Here is a 23,595-nt window from a genome sequence, read left to right as displayed (position 1 = left end):
TCTCCGGTATTTTTCAGACTTAATTCTTATCGACTCAAAGTAGTTCCGTCAAAATCTTAGTCACCTCTTCTGCCGAAGGATGGATTGCCAAAATCTTTCCATCCTTATCTACCAGATAGGTGCAGCCGCCACTGTTGCCGGCACCGTACATTTCCCAGATATTTCCTTTATCGTTCAGTTCGACTAAGTTCAACCAGGGGTATTTGTCCTGTTCGATTGCCTTTTTCATGGCATCCGTGTTATTATTTTCACGGGCAATGCCGACTACGGTGAATCCTTTGTCTTTAAATGCTTCATAAATAGGGATCATGCTGGATGACAAACGGCGGCACGGTCCGCACCAGGAAGCCCATAAGTCGATTAAAGCTACTTTCCCTTTTATCTGATCCGAAAGTTTTACCATATTCCCTTCAAGGTCCGGGGCAGAAAAGTCAATGTAAGAACCTCCAACCTTTACATTCAAACTCGCAATGATACGCTCCATATCCGTGATATAAGGATGGGAAGAGAATTTTTCTTTATACTTGTTTTCAAATATATCCTGATAGACGGAAACATCTTCCTCCCCCGGACTATAGCGGGCCATCATAATAGCGCGGTCAAGCATCTGTTTCAAAATACATAAGCCGTTCAATGTCGGTTCTTTTTGCATATAATCAAGTTTCCATTGCCGAATGCCCTCAAAATATTCTTTATACTTCTTATTCAGCGCAATGCCTTCTTCCGAGAACTCTTTTCCGGCTTTGTTCAAACGGTCATATTCCGGATAAAGCGTTCTCCGTTCTTCGTCCGTTTTCGCAGCAGATATACGTTTCTTTAAATCATACATTTCTTTTGAATAATAGCGTTCCTCCTGATCCAGGGCATCCCGGTCCTTTTCCAATTGGTTCACAGGATACAATTTCTCCATTTCCTCCTGCATACGGATTTCTTCTTTATTCAAAGCGGATTCCGTTTGTAAGATACTATGCGGACGGTGTTCCATCGGGTAAAGAGTGAAATGTAAAGTTCCTTTCTCGGAGATAAAATAGGTCGGACGCCAGGCACCGTTCAAGTGCTCTTCCCAGAAAACCAGTTCGTAGGTCTCGTTTTCATTCGCAGTCAACGTATAACTGAATTTACCATCCCTGACAGGGATAGAAATAAACGGGGTAGTACGCATATCTTTTCCGGCACGTATCAATGTCAGGCGGGAACTTTCAGGGCGGTCTATTACTTCTCCTTCCAGTACACATTCAAAAGTACCGGGTTGAGCAGGCTGCTTTTTCAAATGTATGCCTTCGATATGGAAATCTCCTTTTTCCGATCCTTCGATAAAACTGATGGCTTCTTCATTCTCATCTACCGGCTCAAAGAATAACGTAGCCGGAGAATTGCCGGATTCGGGCATATAAACCTCCTTATCCAGTTCAAAATCGGACGATTTCAGTAATTTGTATTTCTTTCCCGAAGTAACACCTTCCAGATAGGCACCCGAAGAGAGGCGAACCCAATAATTCGGACGGTTGTACATTTCCGCATAGAGAATCGTTGCCGTATCTGTCAGCTCCACCCGATAAACTTCCATAATTGTTGTATTTTTATTATCAATAACCGGATAATCGATAACGCGGCTTTGCTTTGTACAAGCGACACTGAGGCAAATCATCAGAAAAAGTAATAGTTTCATTTTCATAATCAGTCAAATCAAAGGATTAATAATTTATCAAAAGTAAGTAATATGCCACAATAAACAAAAAAAATAAGGATGGAAGTATACCCCCACCCTTATCAAACACACAACTCCCCAGATTATTTATTTTTATCTTTCGATAACTTCAATTCAATAACGAAAGCTATAATCAATCCGATACCCCCGAACAACAGGACTGATGCACCATATACCGTACTGATCAATTCGCGCCGTCCATCAAGATTAAAATCTGTAAGCGACACAGAGATAATAAATCCGACCAGCAACCCCAATCCGATTCCAGCCAGCAAACACCCGGTTTTCAAAGAACTAAAAGAGAAATTAGTAGCCAGACGTGGTAAACCGATCTTCACATCGAAAGCGGAAGGCTCCAGTTTATCCCCGATCTTCTCAATAATAGCCAAACGTTCTTTTTTACGTACAAACAATTCAAACAAGCCGTAAATACCGGCACAAACTATTCCGACGATCAGCGGAACCATTATAAAATCCATCATAGCAGTAAATATTAAATGTTATTATTAATTCATTTATAAGTTTGACGCAGCTTCTTAGAAAAGGTTACAGGTTTCATTATATCTTCCATAAAAAAATCGCTTGAAAATGGAGAAATCACATTTTTATGTAATACGTATATAATCATCAAATAGGCAACGACAGTATGTTTGATGACATGATAAATAAAATAAGACAGCGTGGTGAACTTGTCATCGAGTGTTATCCAGTAGGTTACTGGCGATTATCTCAAAAGCAACCACTAACTAACTCATTAGTAATTAGTTGATATTACTATCCTGTACAGGAAAACCAACTACGGTGTACAGGGTAACCGGATAAGGTGTACACCCTAACCGACTAGGGTGTACAGGGTAGCTTTACCTGGTAAAGACCTAAGAGACAACAGGTAAGGGGGTATGTAATAGTTCCTCCTTTATCTATTTATAAGAAATGAAAGAACTAATTTAAAAAGTCACATTGCCGGATGAAAGGCAATGATAACTGATGCCGGCATTGCCGGAACGAAATGAGATTCATTTTTAACCTCCGTCGAGCGAAGCCTGCGCTGTATAAATCTCCCCCCAATAAAGTTTTCAAACTTTACCTTTCAGGTTTCAGGATACATAACTGCCTGAAAAATAACAAATCAACCTGAAAGATGCTTTATACAGGAAGTTGATTCCGGTAAGTAGGCATCCGTTCGTCACCCCGTAGTTATCTATTTGCCGGCGAGAAGTTATCCGTCCCAAAAGCATAGGTGTTCCGAATTGTCAAGACCGCTTTTGGGATGACAAAGTTGATATGTTTGAAGACAAAAGTCTTATATTTTACCGGCAGCTATTTAACCTTGAATTCTCGTATACATTTTTTACAGTTTCATCCCTTCAGCCGGATGCATTGAAAAACATTCCATACAGGGCTTCTGAAAGCTGAATGCAATAGTATGCAATTCATAAGGAGGGCGAATCAGATAACAAACAGGCTTATATTTACGCTCTTGTATTTGATTCCAAGAATAGCTGTTTTCTAATTATAGAAATAAATGAACTATTTACTGTGTTACAACCAGTCTATAATTAGATAGCTCAATTTTGATAGCACCACATCGGTGCGCCAACTCTGAAATTCAGATTGCTACTTGCTTTTCACCGAATACGGTTTTAAAAGCCTTGTCGAGCATGATATTCACCTACTTTTCCATAATCAATAGTTTTAGTTGTTTTATTACCCGATAGCAGGTAACGGGACAAATGTAGGCTATATTTTATTTAATCCAAACAGAGAAGGGGATTATTTGATTCAGGCGTAGAAAAATGTTTCACATTTTTCAGTTGTAAGTTGTAACCAAATTGCCGAACTTGCGTCCATAAAATAGGATGGAGTTGTATAGCGACGCATATTACATAGAAAGAGTACAAGCGGGAGATACAGGATGCTTTGCCTGTCTGCTCGATAGATACAGTCGTCCGGTTCATTCGTTAATCCTTAAAATGGTACATAGTAAGGAAGACGCGGAAGAACTGGCGCAAGATGTATTTATGAAGGTCTTTCGTAATTTGTCGTCTTTCAAGGGCGATTGTAGTTTCTCCACCTGGATTTACCGGATTGCCTATAACACGGCTATTTCGGAATTGCGCAGGAAGAGACAGGAATTTGTCGCCATTGAAGAATCGCAGATCAGCAATGTGTCGGAAGAAGAGGTCAGCGAAATGTTGGGACGTAGTTCGACAACCGAACAACTCGATAAGCTGGAAGCGGCCCTCGAACAACTCCCCCCGGACGAAAGGGCACTGATACTGCTCTTTTATATGAAAGAGAAAACGGTGGACGAACTGACCGTGATAACCGGTCTTGGGGCATCCAATATCAAAGTGAAGTTACACCGCATACGGAAAAAGTTATTTGTATTAATTAAAGGAATGGAGGAAAATTAAATATGGACAGCAACAAAAAGAACCCTGATATACTGGAAAGCCTGTTCAGGCAAATGCCGGAAGAAGAGTTGCCCGCATCATTCCGTCTGAATGTGATGCAGCAGATTGCCAAAGAGACCGTCAAGGTTAAGAAACGGAACGAATGGTTCGGGTTGGCTGCTGTCATTGTGGCTTCGCTGGGGATGCTGGGGATGGCTGCCGCTTTCCTCTTCTACATGGATTTTCCACAAATAACCGTGCCGAAAATAACATGGCCGAAAATCGACCTCCCCATCTTTAGTTTTTATTTTTATATCGGAATACTAACGTTGTTCCTGCTGTTCCTTGACTATAAGCTGAGGAAGGTATTTCGCAAGGATGAGTAAAGACGAAACGGGCCCCGTTCTCGTAGGTGGGATCAATGGAAAGAGTTCCGCCCAAACGGTCTGCGATCAGTGTACAGATAGATAACCCCAGACCGGCACCGGATTTATAGTCGTCCAGTTTTTCAAAACGCTGGAAAACTGCGGACTGTTTCTCTTTCGAAAACATAATAACACATCAATAGTCCTCCAGCGGATATCAGTAATATCCAATCAGAAAAAGCAAGTGATATAAAGCATAAATTCCAAGGCAAAACTATTGTATATCAGAAAAAAGCATTACCTTTGCCCCGATTTTTGAGAGATGACAACATAATGTCTAACTTACTAATTAAAACAAACTTAAGTATTAACAATTAGAGAATGGAAAATTTAAAGAACATTCAGCCGGTTGAAGATTTCAACTGGGACTCCTATGAAAAGGGAGAAACTTACGGTGACGTAAGCAAGGACGACCTTGTAAAAACGTATGACGAAACCCTGAACACTGTAAAGGATAAGGAAGTCGTTATGGGAACCGTTACTGCAATGAACAAACGTGAAGTTGTAGTGAACATCGGTTTCAAATCAGACGGTGTTGTATCAATGGCGGAATTCCGTTACAATCCGGATCTGAAAATTGGTGACGAAGTAGAAGTTTACATCGAAAACCAGGAAGACAAAAAAGGACAGTTGATCCTTTCTCACAAGAAAGCTCGCGCTACACGTTCTTGGGATCGTGTTAACGAAGCTCTTGAAAAAGACGAAATTATCAAAGGTTACATCAAATGTCGTACGAAGGGCGGTATGATCGTTGACGTATTCGGTATCGAAGCATTCTTACCGGGTTCTCAGATCGACGTTAAACCGATCCGCGATTACGATGTATTTGTAGGTAAGACAATGGAATTCAAGATCGTTAAGATCAACCAGGAATTCAAGAACGTTGTTGTATCTCACAAGGCTCTTATCGAAGCAGAGCTTGAAGCACAGAAGAAAGATATTATCTCTAAACTGGAAAAAGGACAGGTTCTGGAAGGAACTGTTAAAAACATCACTTCTTACGGTGTATTCATCGACTTGGGTGGCGTAGACGGTTTGATCCATATCACAGACCTTTCCTGGGGCCGTGTTTCTCATCCGGAAGAAATCGTTCAGCTTGATCAGAAAATCAATGTTGTTATCCTTGACTTCGATGACGAAAAGAAACGTATCGCTCTCGGCTTGAAACAACTGACTCCGCATCCTTGGGATGCTTTGGATCCGGACTTGAAAGTAGGTGACAAAGTGAAAGGTAAAGTGGTTGTTATGGCTGACTACGGCGCATTCATCGAAATCGCTGCCGGCGTAGAAGGTTTGATCCACGTATCAGAAATGAGCTGGACTCAGCACCTGCGCAGTGCTCAGGACTTCATGAAGGTTGGTGACGAAATCGAAGCAGTTATCCTGACTTTGGATCGTGACGAACGTAAGATGTCTCTGGGTATCAAACAGCTGAAAGCTGACCCATGGGAAGATATCGAATCTCGCTTCCCAGTTGGTTCACGCCACACAGCTAAAGTTCGTAACTTCACTAACTTCGGTGTATTCGTAGAAATCGAAGAAGGCGTTGACGGCTTAATCCACATCTCTGACCTTTCTTGGACTAAGAAGATCAAACACCCGAGCGAATTCACTCAGATCGGTGCAGAAATCGAAGTTCAGGTACTGGAAATCGACAAGGAAAATCGTCGTTTGAGCTTAGGCCACAAACAACTGGAAGAAAATCCCTGGGATGTATTTGAAACTATCTTCACAGTAGGTTCAATCCACGAAGGTACAATCATCGAAGTACTTGACAAGGGCGCTGTCGTATCCTTGCCTTATGGTGTAGAAGGTTTCGCAACTCCGAAACACCTGGTAAAAGAAGACGGTTCTCAGGCTGCTGTAGACGAAAAACTACAGTTCAAGGTAATCGAATTCAACAAAGAAGCAAAACGTATCATCCTTTCTCACAGCCGCATCTTCGAAGATGAACAGAAGGGCGCTAAGAAAGATGCTCCTGCTGGTGACAAAAAACCGTCAGCAAGACGCAACAACAAGAACGAAGAATCTTCTGCAATGGTAACTGGTCCGGTTGAAAAGACTACACTGGGTGACATTGAAGAACTGGCTGCTTTGAAAGAAAAACTTTCAGGTAAATAATCAGTATCACTGATAACCGATATAAAGGAGTTGTTTTTTCAAAAACAACTCCTTTTTCTTTATTTCCTCCCCCTATTCACTCACTCAATAATGAAAGGCTATATATTTGTTGACTTTCATCTATTTTTACTCCTGATAAGTTTGCGTATTTTAAATTAATTACAGAACTTTGTTGAAGTTACTTGAATATTATGATCATGGACGAAAACATAACAAACAAAGGCATCACTATCCTCATCGCAGAAGATGAAGAAAGTAATTTCTTATTATTAAAAACAATTCTGAAAAAGCATTGTAACATACTTCATGCTAAAACGGGAGTAGAGTTATTGGAGATCTATAAGGAGCAACATGCAGATCTGATCCTTCTGGATATTAAAATGCCGGAAATGAACGGGATTGATGCATTAAAGGAAATCCGGAAATTTGATCAGGACATACCTATCATCATGCAATCGGCTTATGCCTTTGAGAATGACATGGAAGCTGCCCGCCAAGCCGGAAGCAACGGGTTTGTAACGAAACCTATCAACATCAAGGAGCTCAAAAGCGTTCTTTCCAGTTTCTTGCCGCAGTTGACATGGTAATTTCTTCGAAAATACAAAATAAAAAAGGAGATGCTTATTACAAGTATCTCCTTCTTATTTCAAATAAACGTTTACCTACTCATTAGCAGCTTCTGCTTTTTCGCATTCAGCTGCCTGTTCTTGTGCACCATAATAAGCACAATCTTCACCAATACCGATAAGCTGATTGATTGCATGTCTCTTATCCAGATCAGTGAAATAAGTTTCAACGACTTTATAAATATCGAAACCTCCCGTTGATCCGGCTGCCAGATTCAATGACTCTACCATTTTTTTAGCTGCATTGTGAATTTCTTTTTTGTCAATAAGATGCAACTCATTGCTGTGAATTAGATTCTTTCCCATGATGTTTGACTTTAAAGTTATACTCGCTTTTATTAATAACTACAGAATAAACAAGTTACTTCTACTTGCTGTTTCTTTACAGCTTTAAATATACAAACATCTTCTTATTTTCATACAATTTCATCCCTTTAATTTCATAGAATCTTCAAATTATTCAAAAGTACATGCTTTTTCAACGTTCCACCATCCCGAATAAAGGTTTGGTCGGGTGTGATAAAATGATGGTGACGTTCAAGAGAAACAACAACATTTTTTATGAAGTAACAAATGAACAATTCACCATAAACAATGGTTCTTACAAATCATCAGGGCATTGTCTGTAAAAAAAATGTCAATAAGCGTTCCATATTTCTTCATTGTCACACCATATTTCCACTGTCTGAATATCATAAAGAACGATGTTTTAATTTTATACACAAAATAATTATAGGGTGATGTCTTTAAAGGAAAACAAATTACATGTAGGAAATAATGACACCATTGATTCTATAAAAAATGATTTAATTTTCTATGAGAATGTCAAACAAATTCCTATAACTCCGTATCCGTCATATATACAATACGGACTGGTTATGCTTTGCTCTGAAGGTAGTGCAAAGATTAAAGTTCACACACATGAACATTTGTTGATGAACAATGAACTTGTCATTCTATTACCGGGACAACTGGTTTCTATATACGAGACAAGTCAGGATTTTAAGATAAATGCATTTTCTGTTTCACAATCATTGTTTAATGATGTGTTGAGCGGTATTCATAGATTTTCGCCACATTTTTTTATCTATATGCGAACTCACTTCCATTACAAATTAATGGAAAGCGAAAGTATTAACTTTGAAAATTACTATAATCTGGTTTGTTCGAAAGCTAAATCTGCATCCAACCTATACCCCCGGGAATCTGTGATTCATGTATTACGCATTCTCTATCTGGACCTGTACAATACATACAAGATCAGTTCCCTTCCTTATATTCCAACAATGGATGTGCATAAAAAAGAACTTGCAGACAAATTCTTTTATCTGATTATGCAACATTACAAAGAGAACAGGGAGGTTGCATTCTATGCTAAAGAACTATGTATTACTCCTAAATATCTGACAACGATAATAAAAGCTGTCAGCGGAAAATCAGCGAAAGACTGGATACTGGAATATATCATACTGGAAATAAAAGCGCTACTGAGAGATTCTTCTCTTAACATCCAGGAGATTGTTGTAAAAACAAATTTCGCCAATCAGTCCTCTCTTGGGCGGTTCTTCCGTAAACACACTGGCATGTCTCCTTCCGAATACAGGAAAAGCATGATGGAAACATATTATTAATATTAAACTACATATCTAATAACTAATAAAATAAAGTCATGAACAGAAGTCAATTAATCAATGAATTAGCGACAAAAACAAATCTCAATAAACGGGATATAACAACTATTCTCGATGCTTTTACTGAAATGGTTGCAGAAAAAACAAAGGCAGGCGACCGTGTTTTCATTCCCGGTTTCGGTTCATTCAAACCACGTCTGCAAACAAGCCGTCCGGCAAGAAACCCCAGAAACGGGGATGTGATTCAACTCACACCGCGAACGATTGTACATTTCAAATGTGCTTCTCTCTTGATAGAGAAGATGAACGAAAAATAAATGAAAAAAAGGGCTTATTTCAAAATAAGTCCTTTTTTTATTACGATTTGTCATACTTATCGATTAAAAAGTATCTTTGCAGCCACAGAGTAGCATGAAAAGGAAATTATGACTGAACAAGAGATCAGAAGATATTTACGACAAATGAAGGAAGAGGACTCCCAAACTGCCTTGCAGAAATTCTATGATCTATGCTTTGATCGTTTTTTCCGTATTGCTTATTACTATCTGAAACAGGAAGAATGGGCGCAGGAAGTCGTACTCGACGTATTCATGAAAATCTGGGAAAAGCGGGAGTCATTACAAACGATAGTCAATCTGGAAGATTACTTCTTTATCACAGTAAAAAATGCTGCACTGAATTATCTGGCAAAAGAAGAAAGGCAAAAACAGATTACCGAAATAATAGCCGATAAGATAGCCAATCAGGAAAATTCACCGGAAGAAATCCTTATCAACGAAGAACTTTTTTCCCACTATGTCAAAGCACTGGACCGTCTACCGGAAAAATGCCGGGAGATATTCATCCGCATACGGGAAGAAAAACAAAGCTATGCACAGGTCGCTAAAGAATTAAAAATCAGCATCAATACAGTTGACGTACAAGTACAAAAGGCTGTAACCCGACTACGGGATATGTTATCACGCTACCTGAAGCCAGACAAGAACGGATCATAATCTTAACTTATTTTCACCAAATCGACATAGTGAGTTCCAGCGTACATCTCTGTCTTTATTTATGAAAGCAATAATTAAACAGATAAAGAAAAGATGACACCTGAAAACGACAACTTTGATAAGATTCTGGAACAACTGGTCGCCTCTACACGTTCACCGAGAGGACGCTTCTCCGCTAAAAACAGTTGGAAAATACTGGAAAGGCGTATCTCTCCAGCCAGTGGAAAAATAAAATTTCTCCGTATCGCAGGAAGCGTTGCAGCCTCCATACTCATCTGCCTGGCCAGTTGGTATACATATGATTATATCCAATCGGGCACCATACAGACTATTTCTACCCTGGCTGAAATACGGGACATTACACTACCCGACCAGTCTGTTGTCACCCTGAACCGTTACTCAACACTTAGCTTTCCTTCTCGTTTCAGGGGAACCAAAAGAGAAGTCCGGTTAACCGGAGAAGCCTATTTCGATGTAGAAAAAGATACCAGGCACCCATTCATTGTAAAAGCAGAGTCCGTAAACGTACAGGTACTGGGAACCCAATTCAATGTGGAAGCCTATCCCGAAGACCCCGAAATAAAAACAACCCTGATCGAAGGTTCCGTTGCCGTCAGCATACCGGAAGAAAACCGGCGAATCGTCCTTTCTCCCAATGAAAGTGCTATCTATAACCGGTTACAGAAAAGTTTACAACATGAAATAAATCCCAAAAGCAGCAACGATATTGTCTGGCGAAACGGCCATTTCCTATTCGATTATCTGCCATTGCAGGAAATAACCCGGCAACTTTCACATGCCTTCAATATAAAAATAGAAATTACCGATCCCGAACTCCGGAATTACCATATACGGGCTAACTTCACCAATGGCGAAAGCCTGGAAGAAATGCTCGAATTATTAAAAGGAGCCGGCAATTTTAATTACACAATAACAAACAATACTATCATTATCAGCACTAAGCTTTAGTAAATTATGAACTATTCTATACATTACCCGCTTTTCCGCATCAGCCTCATATGTCTCTTGTGGGTTATTTTCGGGAGAACTCCTCTTGATGCCCAAAATAAAGACACATTATTAAATTTCAGTATCCGGAATGCTGCTTTAGACAAATTCGCAAAGCAGTTGGAGGATTCTACCGGCTTCTCTTTCATCTACGGAGAAAAGATACAGCTTAAAAAGCCTGTAACCCTGGATATGACTCAATCTCCTATCACGGATATTCTACACAGGGCTTTCGAAAACGAAGCAATCGCTTTTAAGATCTCTGGAAAATATATCTTATTAGATAAACGGGAAACACCCGTTAACCGCAAATATACAATCAGCGGCTATGTTACAGACGGGATATCATCGGAAACACTGATCGGTACGAATATCTTTGAACAAAACAGAAGGATAGGAACTTCGACCAACCCTTTCGGATTTTATAGTATTACGCTTCCCGAAGGAGATGCAGCACTTTCATTCTCCTACCTTGGTTATGCCACTCAAATATGCCGGTTCCGGTTGGAAAAGGACACCTTGCTGAATATCCGGTTACTGACCGACAATCAGTTAGAGGAAGTTGTCGTCCTGTCAAATAAAAGAGAAACCGGAATCCATGCCACTGCGATGAGTGCCCTTGATGTCCCGATGAAACAAATCCGCAACACACCTGTTGTTTTGGGAGAAGCTGATTTACTGAAGACAATCCAGCTGTTACCCGGCGTACAGGCGGGTATGGAAGGATTCAGTGGTTTGCATGTACGTGGCGGCGGACCGGACCAGAACCTGATCCTACTGGATGGTATTCCGATCTACAATGCAGATCACCTGCTGGGCGTATTCTCGATCTTCACCCCGGAGGCCATGAAAAAAGTGACTCTCTTCAAAGGCTCCTTTCCTGCCCGTTATGGCGGACGATTATCGTCTATCATCGATATCCGCACCAATGACGGCGATATGCAAAATTATCATGGAACGATCAGTGTCGGCCTGCTAACCAGTAAGCTGCATTTTGAAGGACCGATCATAAAAAACAAAACTTCTTTCTGTCTGACAGGACGCCGCACCTATCTGGACCTGGTGGCAAGACCTTTTCTGCCGGAAGATAAAAAATACAACTATTACTTCTATGATATCAATGCTAAAGTAAACCATAAGTTTTCCGACAGAAGCCGACTCTTCCTCAGCTTTTATAAAGGAAAAGACCATTATGATTACAAACGGGATAAGGAATACGACGGTTATGACGATGGTCCGCGCCTGTATTTCTATAACAGCAAAATCAATATCAACTGGGGGAATACTATCGCAGCCGGACGCTGGAATTATATGTTCAACAATAAGTTGTTCAGTAACACGACTGTAGCATACAACCATTATCAGATGTCAATGGCTGACAGTTATAAAAAGGAAGCCACCGGAACCGAGAAAAAGACCAATACCGATCCCATGCATAACGAAACCTATACATATAATTCCGATTATAGGTCAGGGATACACGATGTTAGTATCCAGACAGATTTCGACTATACGCCTGCCCCGAACCATCATGTCAAATTCGGCGGCTCTTATCTGAATCATACGTTCCGTCCGGAGGTCACAACCTCAAATGTGAGAGAAGCAGAAAACGGATCAGTAGCACAAGATACCGTCTATAAAGATTCTTCTAACAGTAATCTGCATGGCCATGAATGCGCTTTGTATGCAGAAGATGACTTCAACATAGGTACCCGGTTAAGTATTAATGCAGGTATACATCTTTCCTTGTTTTACACCCAGGGGAAAGGTTATTTCTCAGCACAACCCCGCCTGTCCGCCCGCTACCGCCTGAACAAGGACTATGCAATAAAAGGTTCATTTACTCAAATGGAACAGTACGTACATTTATTATCGTCGTCAGCCATCTCACTACCAACTGATTTATGGGTGCCTGTTACTCAAAATATCCGCCCGATGCGGTCATTTCAATATGCTGTCGGGGGATACTATACAGGGATAAAAGGATGGGAATTTTCGTTGGAAGGATATTATAAAGATATGCATAATGTTCTGGAATATCAGGATGGCGCCTCTTTCTTCGGAACCTCAGGAGGATGGCAGGAAAAAGTGGAAATGGGTCGCGGACGTTCTTTCGGACTGGAAATACTTGCACAAAAAACGCTGGGAAAAACAACCGGCTGGCTGGCCTATACAATTGCCAAAAGTGACCGCCAGTTCAAAGACGGCAGCATTAACTACGGAGAACGTTTCCCCTATAAATATGACCGTCGCCACAATATAAATTTTTGTGTGAACCATCAGTTCAGTGAACGGTTCGATATTGGACTCACCTGGATATTTAACACCGGAGGGGCAGCAACATTAGCCGAACAGCATACCGGGACAATAAACGGAAACTTGCTCGATTATATCGAACACCGCAACAATTACCGATTACCCGTCAGTCATCGATTGAACCTGGGAGTTAACTTCCATAAAAAAGTACGCCGGGGTACACACACTTGGAATATATCTGTCTACAATGCCTATAATGCCATGACTCCCAATTTGATCTATCTGGAAGAAGAATACATCGGACAAGAACATATTGGAGAAGGAGGTGTGCCTGAAACAACCTGGAAAAGGAAAACAAGGTTGATCAAACAGACTTTATTACCCTGTATACCTTCCGTCACTTATACATTTAAATTCTAAAACAGAAAATGACATGAGAAAGAATTTATCCTATCTATTATTCATACTCTATACATCTCTTTTCTCAGCTTGTGAGAACGAGATACCCTTCCAAAGTAAAATTCAAGAGTCCCAACTACTCATGAATGCCTTTCTGGAAGCCGAAAAAGAAGAGAATCAAGTTTACTTGCATATCATTGATGGCGAGACAACAACATTAGTGAGCGATGGAGCCGTCACGATCTATGTCAACGGAGAGAAGAAAGAAGTTGCTGAAGCCGAATTGATCTCCACCAGTTATAATGACTCTACAAAATACTGCCGCGTGAAAACCCAGTTTCTCCCCGGTGATCTGGTACGCCTGGAAGCAGCTGCGGAAAACGGGCAATATCACGCCTGGGCTGAAGTAAAAATACCCCAACCGATCGAAAAAATTATACAGGTAGATACCCTTCTGACTAAAATTAAAATAGGATATTATATGGATAACTGCATCCGGTACAGAATCACATTCAACGACCGATCCGGAGAAAAGAACTATTATCAACTGCGTATCCAGGAAAACACTTACCGGACATATCCGGAAGAGGGAACAACATACGGACCGGCAATCATCTATCCGGATATTATCAGTCAGGAAGATATCGTGTTGACCGATGGTCATCTCAGTACTGCCGATGATGAAGAATTCGGCATTCTTGATATGACCGTCCAAAATGTGAACAATGTATTCACCGACAGTCGTTTCGAAAACGGATCTTACACGCTTAATGTATATACACGCTACTATGATCACAAAAATATGGACGAAAAGCTGTTTGTAGAGACAGATGCCGTCATCCGGCTACTCTGTATCACCCAGACAGACTATCGGTATATGCGTGCCATGAACTGCCTTGAGTCGGGAAACTATAACGAAACCTTTATGGAACCGGTCATTATACCTCAAAACGTTGTCGGCGGATTAGGGTTTGTCGGTGCTAGCTCCGAAAAACAAATGACGATTCGTATCCTGACCCGCCCGCCATTGTGGTAAAAAACGGTCACTGGAAATTCATTTCTCAAATCCAACAATAGCAAAATAGTTAAAGGATACTAATTGACAACATATTATATAGGGTATCCTTTAACTCATACGGTTATTAATTCAAAAAAATATAGTAATTTTAATCCATTAATAATAATCGTATGAAAAGGTTTTATTTATTTTTATCAATATTGTTTCTGACTATATTTATGAGTAGTTGCTCAAATGATCCTTCGAATCCTTTTCCTGAAGAGGGATATTCTAAACTCATTATAAAAGCAGAAACAAAATCGGCAAACGAACCCACTGAGAAAATCATTTTTACAGGAGATGATATCCTATGGTTCAACGGAACAACAAAAGAAATCCGGTTTAAAGACAATTACTATCAACAAAACTCCATTTCACTTTATGCCAATATTAAATTTTATCTGGATGACAAGTATTTGTTTTCTACCTTGACCCGGGTTTCAGATGTCAACTCCCAAATTTTCAACTCACCGGTATTCTATTACAGTATAATTGAAAATAAATTTTTTATAAACGACGGATATCCTGATATTGCAGTTTTAGGTTCATTGACTGAAATACAAAAAATACGTGATGAGAATATGCAGGCCATAGCAAATGAATGGGATAAATTTATCGGGTATATGAAAAAAGTGAATAAGTACAAAGAGTAGATCAACGACAAACTGTTCGCTAAATGTTGAGTAAAAAGGAGTTTAAACTCTTATTTGATACATATTTTGATGCTGTCCGGAGTTTCATATTTTATCGTTGCGGCGATACTGATATGGCATCTGATATAGCGCAAGAGATATTTATGAAAATATGGGAGAAAAAAGAACAGTTACATAATAATAACCTGAAAGCCCTTTTATATAAAATGGCGAATGAAATGGTGATAAGTTCTTATCGGAAAGAAACAAGCCGGAATCATTTCGAGCAGGATATGATACGCAATGACGCATCATGCTTGTCTCCCGAAGAGGAGATACTTTTCAAGGAACTTGCCACATCCTATGCCAGAGCTCTGGAACAGATGCCCGAAAAACAACGCATCGTTTTCCTGATGAGCCGGAACGATGAATTAAAATATCACGAAATTGCAGGACTCCTTGATATAAGTATTAAAACAGTTGAGAAACGAATGAATTCCGCATTGCAATTTCTAAAGAAAGTATTATTAACGGAAACTAAAAATGAAACCGGACAATATTAAAATAATCCCCCAATGGAGCAAAAGCAAGGAAGATATCTGGAATGAAGCTTTTGCCAGCCTTGAAGATACCCCATCTTCAAAAAAAAACCGGCATATCCCATTTTGGAAATATGCAGCCGTGCTCCTTGTTGCCATTATCCTGACCGGGTCTGTAATCTCTCAATCTTATACCGTGACCGAAATTGCGAAACGGGGATCGCATCTTGCTGTCACCCTTCCTGACGGCTCAAAAGTAAATCTCAATGCCGATAGCCGGCTTACCTATAAACCTTACCAATGGATTATATCGAGAAATGTTGAACTTGAAGGAGAAGCCTTTTTCGAAGTAAAACAGGGAAAACGTTTTTCTGTAAAATCAAATCAGAATAAAGTGAATGTATTAGGAACAAGTTTCAATATATTTTCACGGCCAGGGAACTATCGTGTAACCTGTCTGACCGGCAAAGTAAAAGTGACAACCCATAATGAAACGACCACCCTCGCTCCGGATATGCAACTGACCTATCATAACGGTAAACTGACCATTAAAGAAAATATCAATGCCGGTCAATCAATCGGATGGATAGAAGACAAATTTGTTTTTGAAGGAGTCCCACTGGTTGAAGTGATCAATGAAATAGAACGTCAGTATGATATTCGGGTCAAAGCAGACATTCCTCCGGGACATGTCTATACTGGTAATTTTAGCAGGGCCACAAAACCTGATATGATACTCGAAATTATAGGAAAACCTTTTGGAATCAAATTCAGCATAGAATAAGTGAAAAGGTCAATAGTCATCATTTTCATACAGTTGATAAGTACAATCGCTGCATTTTCACAGGAAATGCAGCTTACTGTTTCCAACAAACCTTTAAACACTGTTTTAGGAATGCTTGGCATGGAAATATCGTTTGATGACAAAGCGTTATCCGCTTATAATATATCCGTCTCGAAAACATTTAAAAATCCGGAAGACGCCCTTTATTATCTGCTAAACAATAAACCGTTCAAAGTCGAAAAAATAAATCATGTATATATCATCATTCCGTTAGACAGGCAAGTACCGGAAAGCAATACGGAAACAAAGCCATCCGAACCTCACAGACAATTTGTTTTCACCGGAACCGCATCCGGCAAGAAAACCGAAGATACACTAATTTTCATACTCCCCGAAACAATTATCACAGCAGATGAAGTTCGCCATAAAGTAGACTGCAACAGTTACTCCATCACTCCTGATATGCGCAGAGGAATAAACAATACGGAAGAACTATTGCATAAAATACCCGGGATCTATTTCGACAAAGCAACTAATACCCTCAAAGTAAGCGACAGTAAGAATATATTACTGTTAGTAGACGGAATACAACAATCGCAGGATCATATAAAATATATGTCACCCAACAGAATACATGCCGTTGAAGTAATCAATGGAGCGTCCGGCCGTTTCATATCCGATGACTATACAGCCATTATCAATATTATCCTGAAAAAGGATTACCGGGGATATGACATCTATGCCTCTAATTTTTCAGCCGTCAGCCTTTCGGGTATAAACAACAGCGAACGGCTGATATTGAACCAACCTGTAATCAGAATGAGTTATACCTATGACAAAATCAATTTCTATGCAACCTATTCTCATAACAAGGAAAACCAAGACTTACCTGTATCCAAAAATTTAATATACAGAGGTGTGGAACTTATTTCAGAAATGCCGGAAAACACACCCAATGACCTGTATGAGCATAAGAATAATACCATAACGGCTGGAGTCAGTTACCAAATCACACCGACGCAAACGGTTGGCATCCAAGGTGATTATGTATCCGGCAAGACAGAAACAAACCAGATATACACCATGGAACGTACGGATATAAGTAACAATGACCGACGCACGATCAAAAATTCAACAGAAACTGCCACATCTGATTACACATTTGTCGGCACACTGTATTATCAGGGACAGTTTAGCGAACGTTTCCGGTTATATAGCGATTTTTCATACAATTATTATTACAATGATATAAAAAACCAATACGACCAGAACGATGCATCGAACTATATAATCCAGGATACATACAACGAGTATAAAAACCATACATTATTTAATGTTGAGGGAAAATATTCGTTATCGTCCCAGATATCGATGAACTTAGGATATTCCAATGCCTGGAGAATGTATGGTTCGGAGAGTAGTCACGGCAGGGGCTTTTTGGACTACCGGGAATATCGGAATAAAGTATTTGCCTACATGAAATTTAGTCCTTCAACGAAAATACAGACTAAATTCGGGGCTGCCATCGAGCATATAAGCTCATATGACAGAGATATAAAAAGTAATTATACCCGGTTTCTGCCTTACATACAGGCCAACATCAGCATCAATAAAAACATAAACATAAATGCCAGTTATTCAACTAATCAGCATTATCCTTTATTATACCAGCTCAGCCCTATGAGCCTGGTAATCGATACGTTCCTGACACAAATAGGAAACCCAGAACTGAAATCAGCCATCCGGCATACTGTTTCCGCCCGCATTTCATTAGGTAACCGGATAACAATTACCCCTGCACTCAATTATGTTCATGATGAAATCAGTGAGTTATATATCGAAAAAGGACATAAGTTATACAGGTCTTTCTGTAATATAAACACAAGAGAATATAGTTTGCAAATCACTTATGATCAGCCTTTCGGCAATTATATCCGATTCAAAAACAATGTGACATATTACCTCGGAGAAGCATTGAAGGCCGAAATCAGAACAAGACCGGACGGATGGCTTGCCAACTCAGAAATAAGTTATTACCACCCTGCCAAATCGTTTGGTATTCAGGTCGGATATTACCGGAATATGAAAAAGCAAATCCTCAGCCAGGGATATCAAATGACCGATAAAGACAACTGGCTGATATCCGCAAACAAGCTATTCTGGAATAAACGGATATCTGTTGCGCTCTCCTACATTCCGCCCATTTCAGCAGGTATCAGACATAACCAGCAGAGAATGTTGGAAACATCGCTTTACCAGGAAAATACTTCGCGCCACCTGAAATCATACAACAACATGCTCCTGGTAAAAATCAGTTTGCGCTTCGACCAGGGTTACAGTAAACCCCTGGAACGAAACGCTGTCATTAAAAATGAAAGGGAGAAGAAAACGATAGAATTCTAATCAAACCTCCGTCAAAATCCAAACCTGGAAGTATCGACCGATTTATGTTCTTTAGCTTTATAGCCACCGAACTTATAAACGAACGAAACTGAAATGTTCCGGCTATCACGTCTCTGATTCATTATCAGGTGCTGCCCTTTATAATTTATTTTGGTATCCGGATTGAATGAATCGAACAGATCATTCACTTTCAATTTCAATTCAGCTTTCTTTCCGGCAAAAGTCCATTTCAAACCGGCGTCTATCTTCCAAATGGGAGAAATATCATATATACCCTGTATAAAAGACGAAACATACATACTATTCAGTTCCAGACGAATATCCGGTTCCGAAAAGAGCTTGAAGGTATTGTTCATCATTGCGATTCCCCGGAATTTTGTCCGGTTAAAGCGAATAGCATGAAACGAATCGCAAACATCTTTGAGGATAGATCCGTCCAACGTAATCTGAGAATTCCAGAAACCGCCGACAGAGAAAGGAATTGTTGCCGTTGCGCCATAATTCTCTTCATAATCATAATTAATTGTCTGGTAAATCAATGCTAGTTTATCCGGGCTTTGGTAAGCCAATTGATTAAACAAATCTTTTATGTAGCTATAATACACATTAAACATATACTTATTCTTCAAAACATATGTCAGTTCTGCCGTATAATCGGTAGACGGCCGTAACGCCGGATTCCCCAAAAGCATTGCATACCCATTCATATAACTAACAGATTCCTGAATAGTCCAATACTCCGGATACGTCTTATCGGAAGAAAATCCCAACTGGAAGATATGGCTGTCGGAAAGGGCATAGCTTAACTGCATCGCAGGATAAACGGCCCACTTTTTATAATTCATTAATTTATAATACTCTCCGGCAACAGACAGAGATAAGGAAAGTTTGTCGTTGAAAGACTTTTCAACACCACCATAGAAATTATACGTTTCTTCTTTCAGATCTGTACAGGTATTCAGCCCCGACATATCGGAACCATCCTGCGGACGATAGATTTGCGAGCTTTTATCTTTGGCAAATGTAAAGTCGATGCCATAATTCAACTCCCAATCAGAAGGTAAAGTATGGGTCTGTCCGGCATATACATTCCAACGGTTGATTGTCTGGCTGGCATCAGCCAGAAACAATTGTTCGGAACTTTCTGTCTTATTTATATAATCCTGAGTGGACGGATAATTATAATAGGTATAATCGAGACCGACATTCAAACCCAGGGAAGAAGTATAATCCACATTTACATTATGCATTTGTTCATCACCCATTTTACTATTAGAGGATTCGGAAAAATTGCCTGAAGACTTTTCCACGGCTTTCCTGTTTGGAGTGATTGCAGAAGTATAAGCCATATTCAGATGATCATTTTCCGATAACTGATAATCCAATGCGGCACGCATATTATGGGTCAGCCCGCGACGTTCTCCTTTATTATATTGTTCTATATCATATATTATATCTCCGATCTTATGATGAGATATAATATCATTATCAATAATCCTTTTCTGATAGTCGGCAGAATAAAGAATATCAGCCGATAGTTTCTTTCCCACAAAGGAAAGATTCGCATGTCCGCTTCCATTGGCATAACGGGCCTGCATGTACTCCGTTCCCACCTCACCGCGCACAAACGGTTCTTCCGATTTCGTGTTTTTCAGGACCAGGTTAATCACTGCTCCCCTAACACGATATTTTGCCGGTGCATTATACATCACTTCTGCTTTCGCCACATTAGATACAGGCATGTTTTTCAATAAATTGACTAACTGGTCATTCGTCATGGAAGAAGGTTTTCCATTCAATATGACCGTTACATTACCAGTACCGGCCAGGCTGATACTTTCATTCTGCTCCATAACTCCCGGCAGATGCAGGATGGATTCATACGCATTGCTGACTGTCGATTTTTCAGCCAATACTGACACATCATAAACCAGCGCTCCGTTTTCAACCTTTACCTGCGGACGTTCACCTTTTATTACGACCTCGTTCAGTGCATAATCCTGTTCCTGCATCATTATGATTCCGGCATCCTCCCCTGAATATTCTTTTATTTGGGTCTGGTATAATAAATGCTGAAAAATCAAACGATACTTATTCGGATGCTGTTTCAGCATAAAGTTTCCGTCTATATCTGTTATGACAGCATCCACAAATGTAGAATCGATGGTCTGCATTACTACAGTTACTGATTCGACCGGTGCCTGTGAGGCATCAACTACTTTTCCTTTAACGTCTTGCGCATCTGCCATCATTCTGATAAGCAATATACCGGCTGCTAATAAAAAACATTTACGTATCATATTCTCTCTATTTTAAATTCTTTACCTTTGATGCAGCAAAAGTAAAACAAGGCATTCCCGGACCGGGTTAATGCCGGGTTAATGTTAGGTTAACGGGAAAAAAGGAATGACGAAACATGAATAATAGACCGATTAAAATACTTACTCTGTGCGGATTACTGGCTATATTGGCTTTACAGGGTATCTGGCTGTTCACGACCTACTCGACCGTCAGGAATGAAACAATCAAGAAAAGTAATGAATTATTTAAGACCGCCGTCACGACTGAATTGCATATAAGAATGGATAACTATACGGATGAAGACGGTAATGATGTATCGATCGAGAAAAATTTTCACATGGATCTAAGTGACAATATTGACTACAGTGATTATGCAGTCAATAAAGTTTATCTGTTTATACAGGAAACAATGGATACTCTTCTTCATGTGCCTGTGGCACTGGATAAACTGGATTCTATCTACCAGGTCCAGTTGGAACAAGCCAATATTCACACACAGACAACCTGCAACCTGGTCGACTCCACAGGTTCTGTTTTAAGCAGCTCTGTTCCTGATTTTCAATTTCCGCATGATTATCAGGCATTACAAACAGATATAACATTCATCAAATCAGACAATAGCCAGGGACTTCAGGCTGTTTTAATCAATCCTTACGGGGCTGTTTTCCGTCAGATGGGACTGTTGCTGGTTGCAACAGGTCTTATCATGGTCTTTGTTGTCTACTGCATTCTTTACCAGATAAAAATCATCAGCAAACAAAATAAGATAGCCCGGATGAGAGAAGATTTCTCTTACGCCATGATACACGATATGAAAACCCCGCTCAGTTCCATCATCATGTGTGCCAACTTCCTGCATAGCGGACGACTGGACGATAAACCGGAGATAAAAGAGAAATACTTCACCATCATAGAAAACGAATCAGACCATCTGTTAATGTTGACCAATAAAGTGTTAACTCTTTCCAAACTGGAAAATCATAAACTGGAAATGGCCAAATCCACCTTTGAACTGCAACCAATGATGGCCGACTTAAAAGAGAAGTTCACCACAAAGGCGACCAAACCGGTACATATCACAATTAATCTCCAGGCAGACACGGCATACGCCGATGATGAATTTATAAAAGAAGCCATCAGCAACCTGCTGGATAACTCCATCAAATATTCCGGAGAATCTGTCAATATAGATATCAGTTCACAGGTAACAGATAAATATACGCTTATCAAAGTACGGGATAACGGTATCGGAATCTCCGAAAAGGATATGAAAACGATTTTCGACAAGTTCGAACGCGCCTCTGCATCTTTGCGTACAAAATCGGGCGGAACAACCGGGTTCGGCCTGGGACTGAATTATGTATATCAGGTGATGGAAGCCCATGAAGGAAAAGTGATAGTAAACAGCCTGGAAGGTGAATTCAGTGAATTTACCTTATATATTCCACGAAAAACAACAGCATCATGATAAAGTTACTTTTAGTAGAAGACGACCCGACTTTATCCTATATCATACAAAGCGGATTACAGGATATCATCGGAGGATACGAAGTCATAACCGCCGGCAACGGCATGGAAGGTTTGCAAGCCTGGCAACAACATCATCCGGATATTATCATTTCGGATATCGACATGCCTGTCATGAATGGTTTCCAGATGGTGGAACGCATCCGTGAAACAGACGGCGATACTCCAATCGTATTCGCTTCCGCCCTGACTTCCCCTAAAGATGTGAGGGAAGGCTACAAAATAGGTGTAAACAACTACATCAAAAAACCCTTTGTTCCCGATGAGCTGGATGCCCATATTCATGGATTACTAAAAATGAAGGAGGGTACAAAGACACGGAATGAAAGCGGATTTTACAAAATCGGCCGTTATACGCTGGATGCAGAACATGCTTCCCTCCGCAATGATGAGACAAACGAGAAGAAAATACTGACCGTACGAGAAGCACAAATCCTGCAACTGCTGGCAGAAAACAAAAACGAAACAATAAAACGGGAAGCAATCCTCAGCCGTTTCTGGAATACGGAAGACGATTATTTTGCATCACGCACATTAGATGTTTTTATAGCAAAACTTAGAAAACTCCTGGAAGATGACCCGCTTGTATTGATAAAAACGATAAGAGGGGTCGGATTGATGTTGGTGGATAAGTAGAACAGAAAGATAAAAAAGGGAGTCAAGCATAAAACTTAACTCCCTTTCCGCTCAGTAATTGTCGGGATGACAAGATTCGAACTTGCGACCACACGCCCCCCAGACGCGTACTCTACCGGGCTGAGCTACATCCCGTTTTTCTTTACGGCTG

At 40.1% G+C, this 23,595-nt stretch carries 20 protein-coding genes, 1 tRNA gene and 1 pseudogene; 16 read left to right on the top strand and 6 right to left on the bottom strand.

What is annotated here, in order from left to right; all coding sequences use genetic code 11:
- Nucleotides 1-34: 34 nt before the first annotated feature.
- Both DWW91_RS20450 and DWW91_RS20445 read right to left on the bottom strand, forming a co-directional pair.
- Nucleotides 35-1,675, bottom strand: a complete 1,641-nt coding sequence (locus DWW91_RS20450) for a peroxiredoxin (protein ID WP_044245184.1) — start codon at nucleotides 1,673-1,675, stop codon at nucleotides 35-37.
- 116 nt (nucleotides 1,676-1,791) lie between these two features.
- Nucleotides 1,792-2,190 carry a DUF6249 domain-containing protein gene (locus DWW91_RS20445; RefSeq protein WP_122328786.1) on the bottom strand — a complete coding sequence of 133 codons (399 nt, stop codon included), beginning with the start codon at nucleotides 2,188-2,190 and terminating at the stop codon, nucleotides 1,792-1,794.
- Nucleotides 2,191-3,567: 1,377 nt separating this feature from the next.
- On the opposite strand from DWW91_RS20445, the gene DWW91_RS20440 reads away from it, so the two are divergent.
- Nucleotides 3,568-4,125, top strand: coding sequence for an RNA polymerase sigma factor (locus tag DWW91_RS20440; protein ID WP_009859787.1), 558 nt, complete (start codon nucleotides 3,568-3,570; stop codon nucleotides 4,123-4,125).
- Nucleotides 4,126-4,127: 2 nt separating this feature from the next.
- Nucleotides 4,128-4,490: a hypothetical protein gene (locus tag DWW91_RS20435; RefSeq protein ID WP_009859788.1), complete on the top strand. Its 363-nt coding sequence runs from the start codon at nucleotides 4,128-4,130 to the stop codon at nucleotides 4,488-4,490.
- Here the strand turns inward: DWW91_RS20435 and DWW91_RS20430 are convergent.
- A pseudogene (locus DWW91_RS20430) lies at nucleotides 4,402-4,644 on the bottom strand (ATP-binding protein); the annotation flags it as partial. The gene DWW91_RS20435 and the pseudogene DWW91_RS20430 overlap by 89 nt on opposite strands.
- Nucleotides 4,645-4,850: 206 nt before the next feature.
- Here DWW91_RS20430 and rpsA point away from each other — a divergent pair.
- Together rpsA and DWW91_RS20420 are read left to right on the top strand one after the other, a co-directional pair.
- Nucleotides 4,851-6,650, top strand: a complete 1,800-nt coding sequence (rpsA, locus tag DWW91_RS20425; RefSeq protein WP_009859790.1) for a 30S ribosomal protein S1 — start codon at nucleotides 4,851-4,853, stop codon at nucleotides 6,648-6,650.
- A gap of 191 nt (nucleotides 6,651-6,841) precedes the next feature.
- A complete protein-coding gene (locus tag DWW91_RS20420; protein WP_009859791.1) occupies nucleotides 6,842-7,237 on the top strand; it encodes a response regulator in 396 nt (131 codons plus the stop codon).
- A gap of 75 nt (nucleotides 7,238-7,312) precedes the next feature.
- Here the strand turns inward: DWW91_RS20420 and DWW91_RS20415 are convergent, their stop codons facing one another.
- A complete protein-coding gene (locus DWW91_RS20415; protein ID WP_009859792.1) occupies nucleotides 7,313-7,582 on the bottom strand; it encodes a hypothetical protein in 270 nt (89 codons plus the stop codon).
- Nucleotides 7,583-8,016: 434 nt separating this feature from the next.
- Here DWW91_RS20415 and DWW91_RS20410 point away from each other — a divergent pair, with 434 nt between their 5' ends.
- From DWW91_RS20410 to DWW91_RS20365, 10 genes are all read left to right on the top strand, one after another.
- Nucleotides 8,017-8,907 (top strand): helix-turn-helix domain-containing protein, encoded by an 891-nt coding sequence (locus DWW91_RS20410; RefSeq protein ID WP_122328785.1) that lies wholly within the window; start codon nucleotides 8,017-8,019, stop codon nucleotides 8,905-8,907.
- 38 nt (nucleotides 8,908-8,945) lie between these two features.
- Entirely contained in the window at nucleotides 8,946-9,224 is a 279-nt protein-coding gene (locus tag DWW91_RS20405) for an HU family DNA-binding protein (RefSeq protein ID WP_009859795.1), read from the top strand.
- Nucleotides 9,225-9,332: 108 nt separating this feature from the next.
- Nucleotides 9,333-9,902, top strand: coding sequence for an RNA polymerase sigma-70 factor (locus tag DWW91_RS20400; RefSeq protein WP_122328784.1), 570 nt, complete (start codon nucleotides 9,333-9,335; stop codon nucleotides 9,900-9,902).
- Between the two features lie 93 nt (nucleotides 9,903-9,995).
- Nucleotides 9,996-10,871 (top strand): FecR family protein, encoded by an 876-nt coding sequence (locus DWW91_RS20395; protein ID WP_122328783.1) that lies wholly within the window; start codon nucleotides 9,996-9,998, stop codon nucleotides 10,869-10,871.
- Between the two features lie 6 nt (nucleotides 10,872-10,877).
- Nucleotides 10,878-13,586: a TonB-dependent receptor gene (locus DWW91_RS20390; RefSeq protein ID WP_122328782.1), complete on the top strand. Its 2,709-nt coding sequence runs from the start codon at nucleotides 10,878-10,880 to the stop codon at nucleotides 13,584-13,586.
- Nucleotides 13,587-13,599: 13 nt separating this feature from the next.
- On the top strand, nucleotides 13,600-14,601 hold the full coding sequence (locus tag DWW91_RS20385; RefSeq protein ID WP_122328781.1) for a DUF4249 domain-containing protein: 1,002 nt from the start codon (nucleotides 13,600-13,602) through the stop codon (nucleotides 14,599-14,601).
- 152 nt (nucleotides 14,602-14,753) lie between these two features.
- Nucleotides 14,754-15,275 (top strand): hypothetical protein, encoded by a 522-nt coding sequence (locus DWW91_RS20380; RefSeq protein ID WP_122328780.1) that lies wholly within the window; start codon nucleotides 14,754-14,756, stop codon nucleotides 15,273-15,275.
- Nucleotides 15,276-15,298: 23 nt separating this feature from the next.
- Nucleotides 15,299-15,817, top strand: a complete 519-nt coding sequence (locus tag DWW91_RS20375) for an RNA polymerase sigma factor (protein ID WP_009859801.1) — start codon at nucleotides 15,299-15,301, stop codon at nucleotides 15,815-15,817.
- Entirely contained in the window at nucleotides 15,798-16,577 is a 780-nt protein-coding gene (locus tag DWW91_RS20370) for a FecR family protein (RefSeq protein WP_122328779.1), read from the top strand. The genes DWW91_RS20375 and DWW91_RS20370 overlap by 20 nt, the downstream gene beginning before the upstream one ends.
- Nucleotides 16,578-18,980, top strand: coding sequence for a TonB-dependent siderophore receptor (locus tag DWW91_RS20365; RefSeq protein ID WP_122328778.1), 2,403 nt, complete (start codon nucleotides 16,578-16,580; stop codon nucleotides 18,978-18,980). It abuts the gene before it with no gap.
- A gap of 11 nt (nucleotides 18,981-18,991) precedes the next feature.
- Here DWW91_RS20365 and DWW91_RS20360 read toward each other — a convergent pair whose 3' ends face one another.
- A complete protein-coding gene (locus DWW91_RS20360; protein ID WP_122328777.1) occupies nucleotides 18,992-21,280 on the bottom strand; it encodes an outer membrane beta-barrel family protein in 2,289 nt (762 codons plus the stop codon).
- Between the two features lie 116 nt (nucleotides 21,281-21,396).
- On the opposite strand from DWW91_RS20360, the gene DWW91_RS20355 reads away from it, so the two are divergent.
- Together DWW91_RS20355 and DWW91_RS20350 are read left to right on the top strand one after the other, a co-directional pair.
- Nucleotides 21,397-22,749, top strand: coding sequence for a sensor histidine kinase KdpD (locus DWW91_RS20355; protein ID WP_122328776.1), 1,353 nt, complete (start codon nucleotides 21,397-21,399; stop codon nucleotides 22,747-22,749).
- Entirely contained in the window at nucleotides 22,746-23,444 is a 699-nt protein-coding gene (locus tag DWW91_RS20350; protein WP_009859806.1) for a response regulator transcription factor, read from the top strand. Before DWW91_RS20355 ends, DWW91_RS20350 begins: the two co-directional genes overlap by 4 nt.
- Nucleotides 23,445-23,505: 61 nt before the next feature.
- On the opposite strand, the gene DWW91_RS20345 is transcribed toward DWW91_RS20350, so the two are convergent.
- Nucleotides 23,506-23,579 (bottom strand) — tRNA-Pro (locus DWW91_RS20345).
- Between the last annotated feature and the right edge of the window lie 16 nt (nucleotides 23,580-23,595).

This window comes from Parabacteroides sp. AF17-3 (assembly GCF_003635445.1).
GTDB classification, from domain to species: Bacteria; Bacteroidota; Bacteroidia; order Bacteroidales; family Tannerellaceae; genus Parabacteroides; species Parabacteroides goldsteinii.
This window is presented reverse-complemented; position numbering and strand designations above follow the sequence as displayed.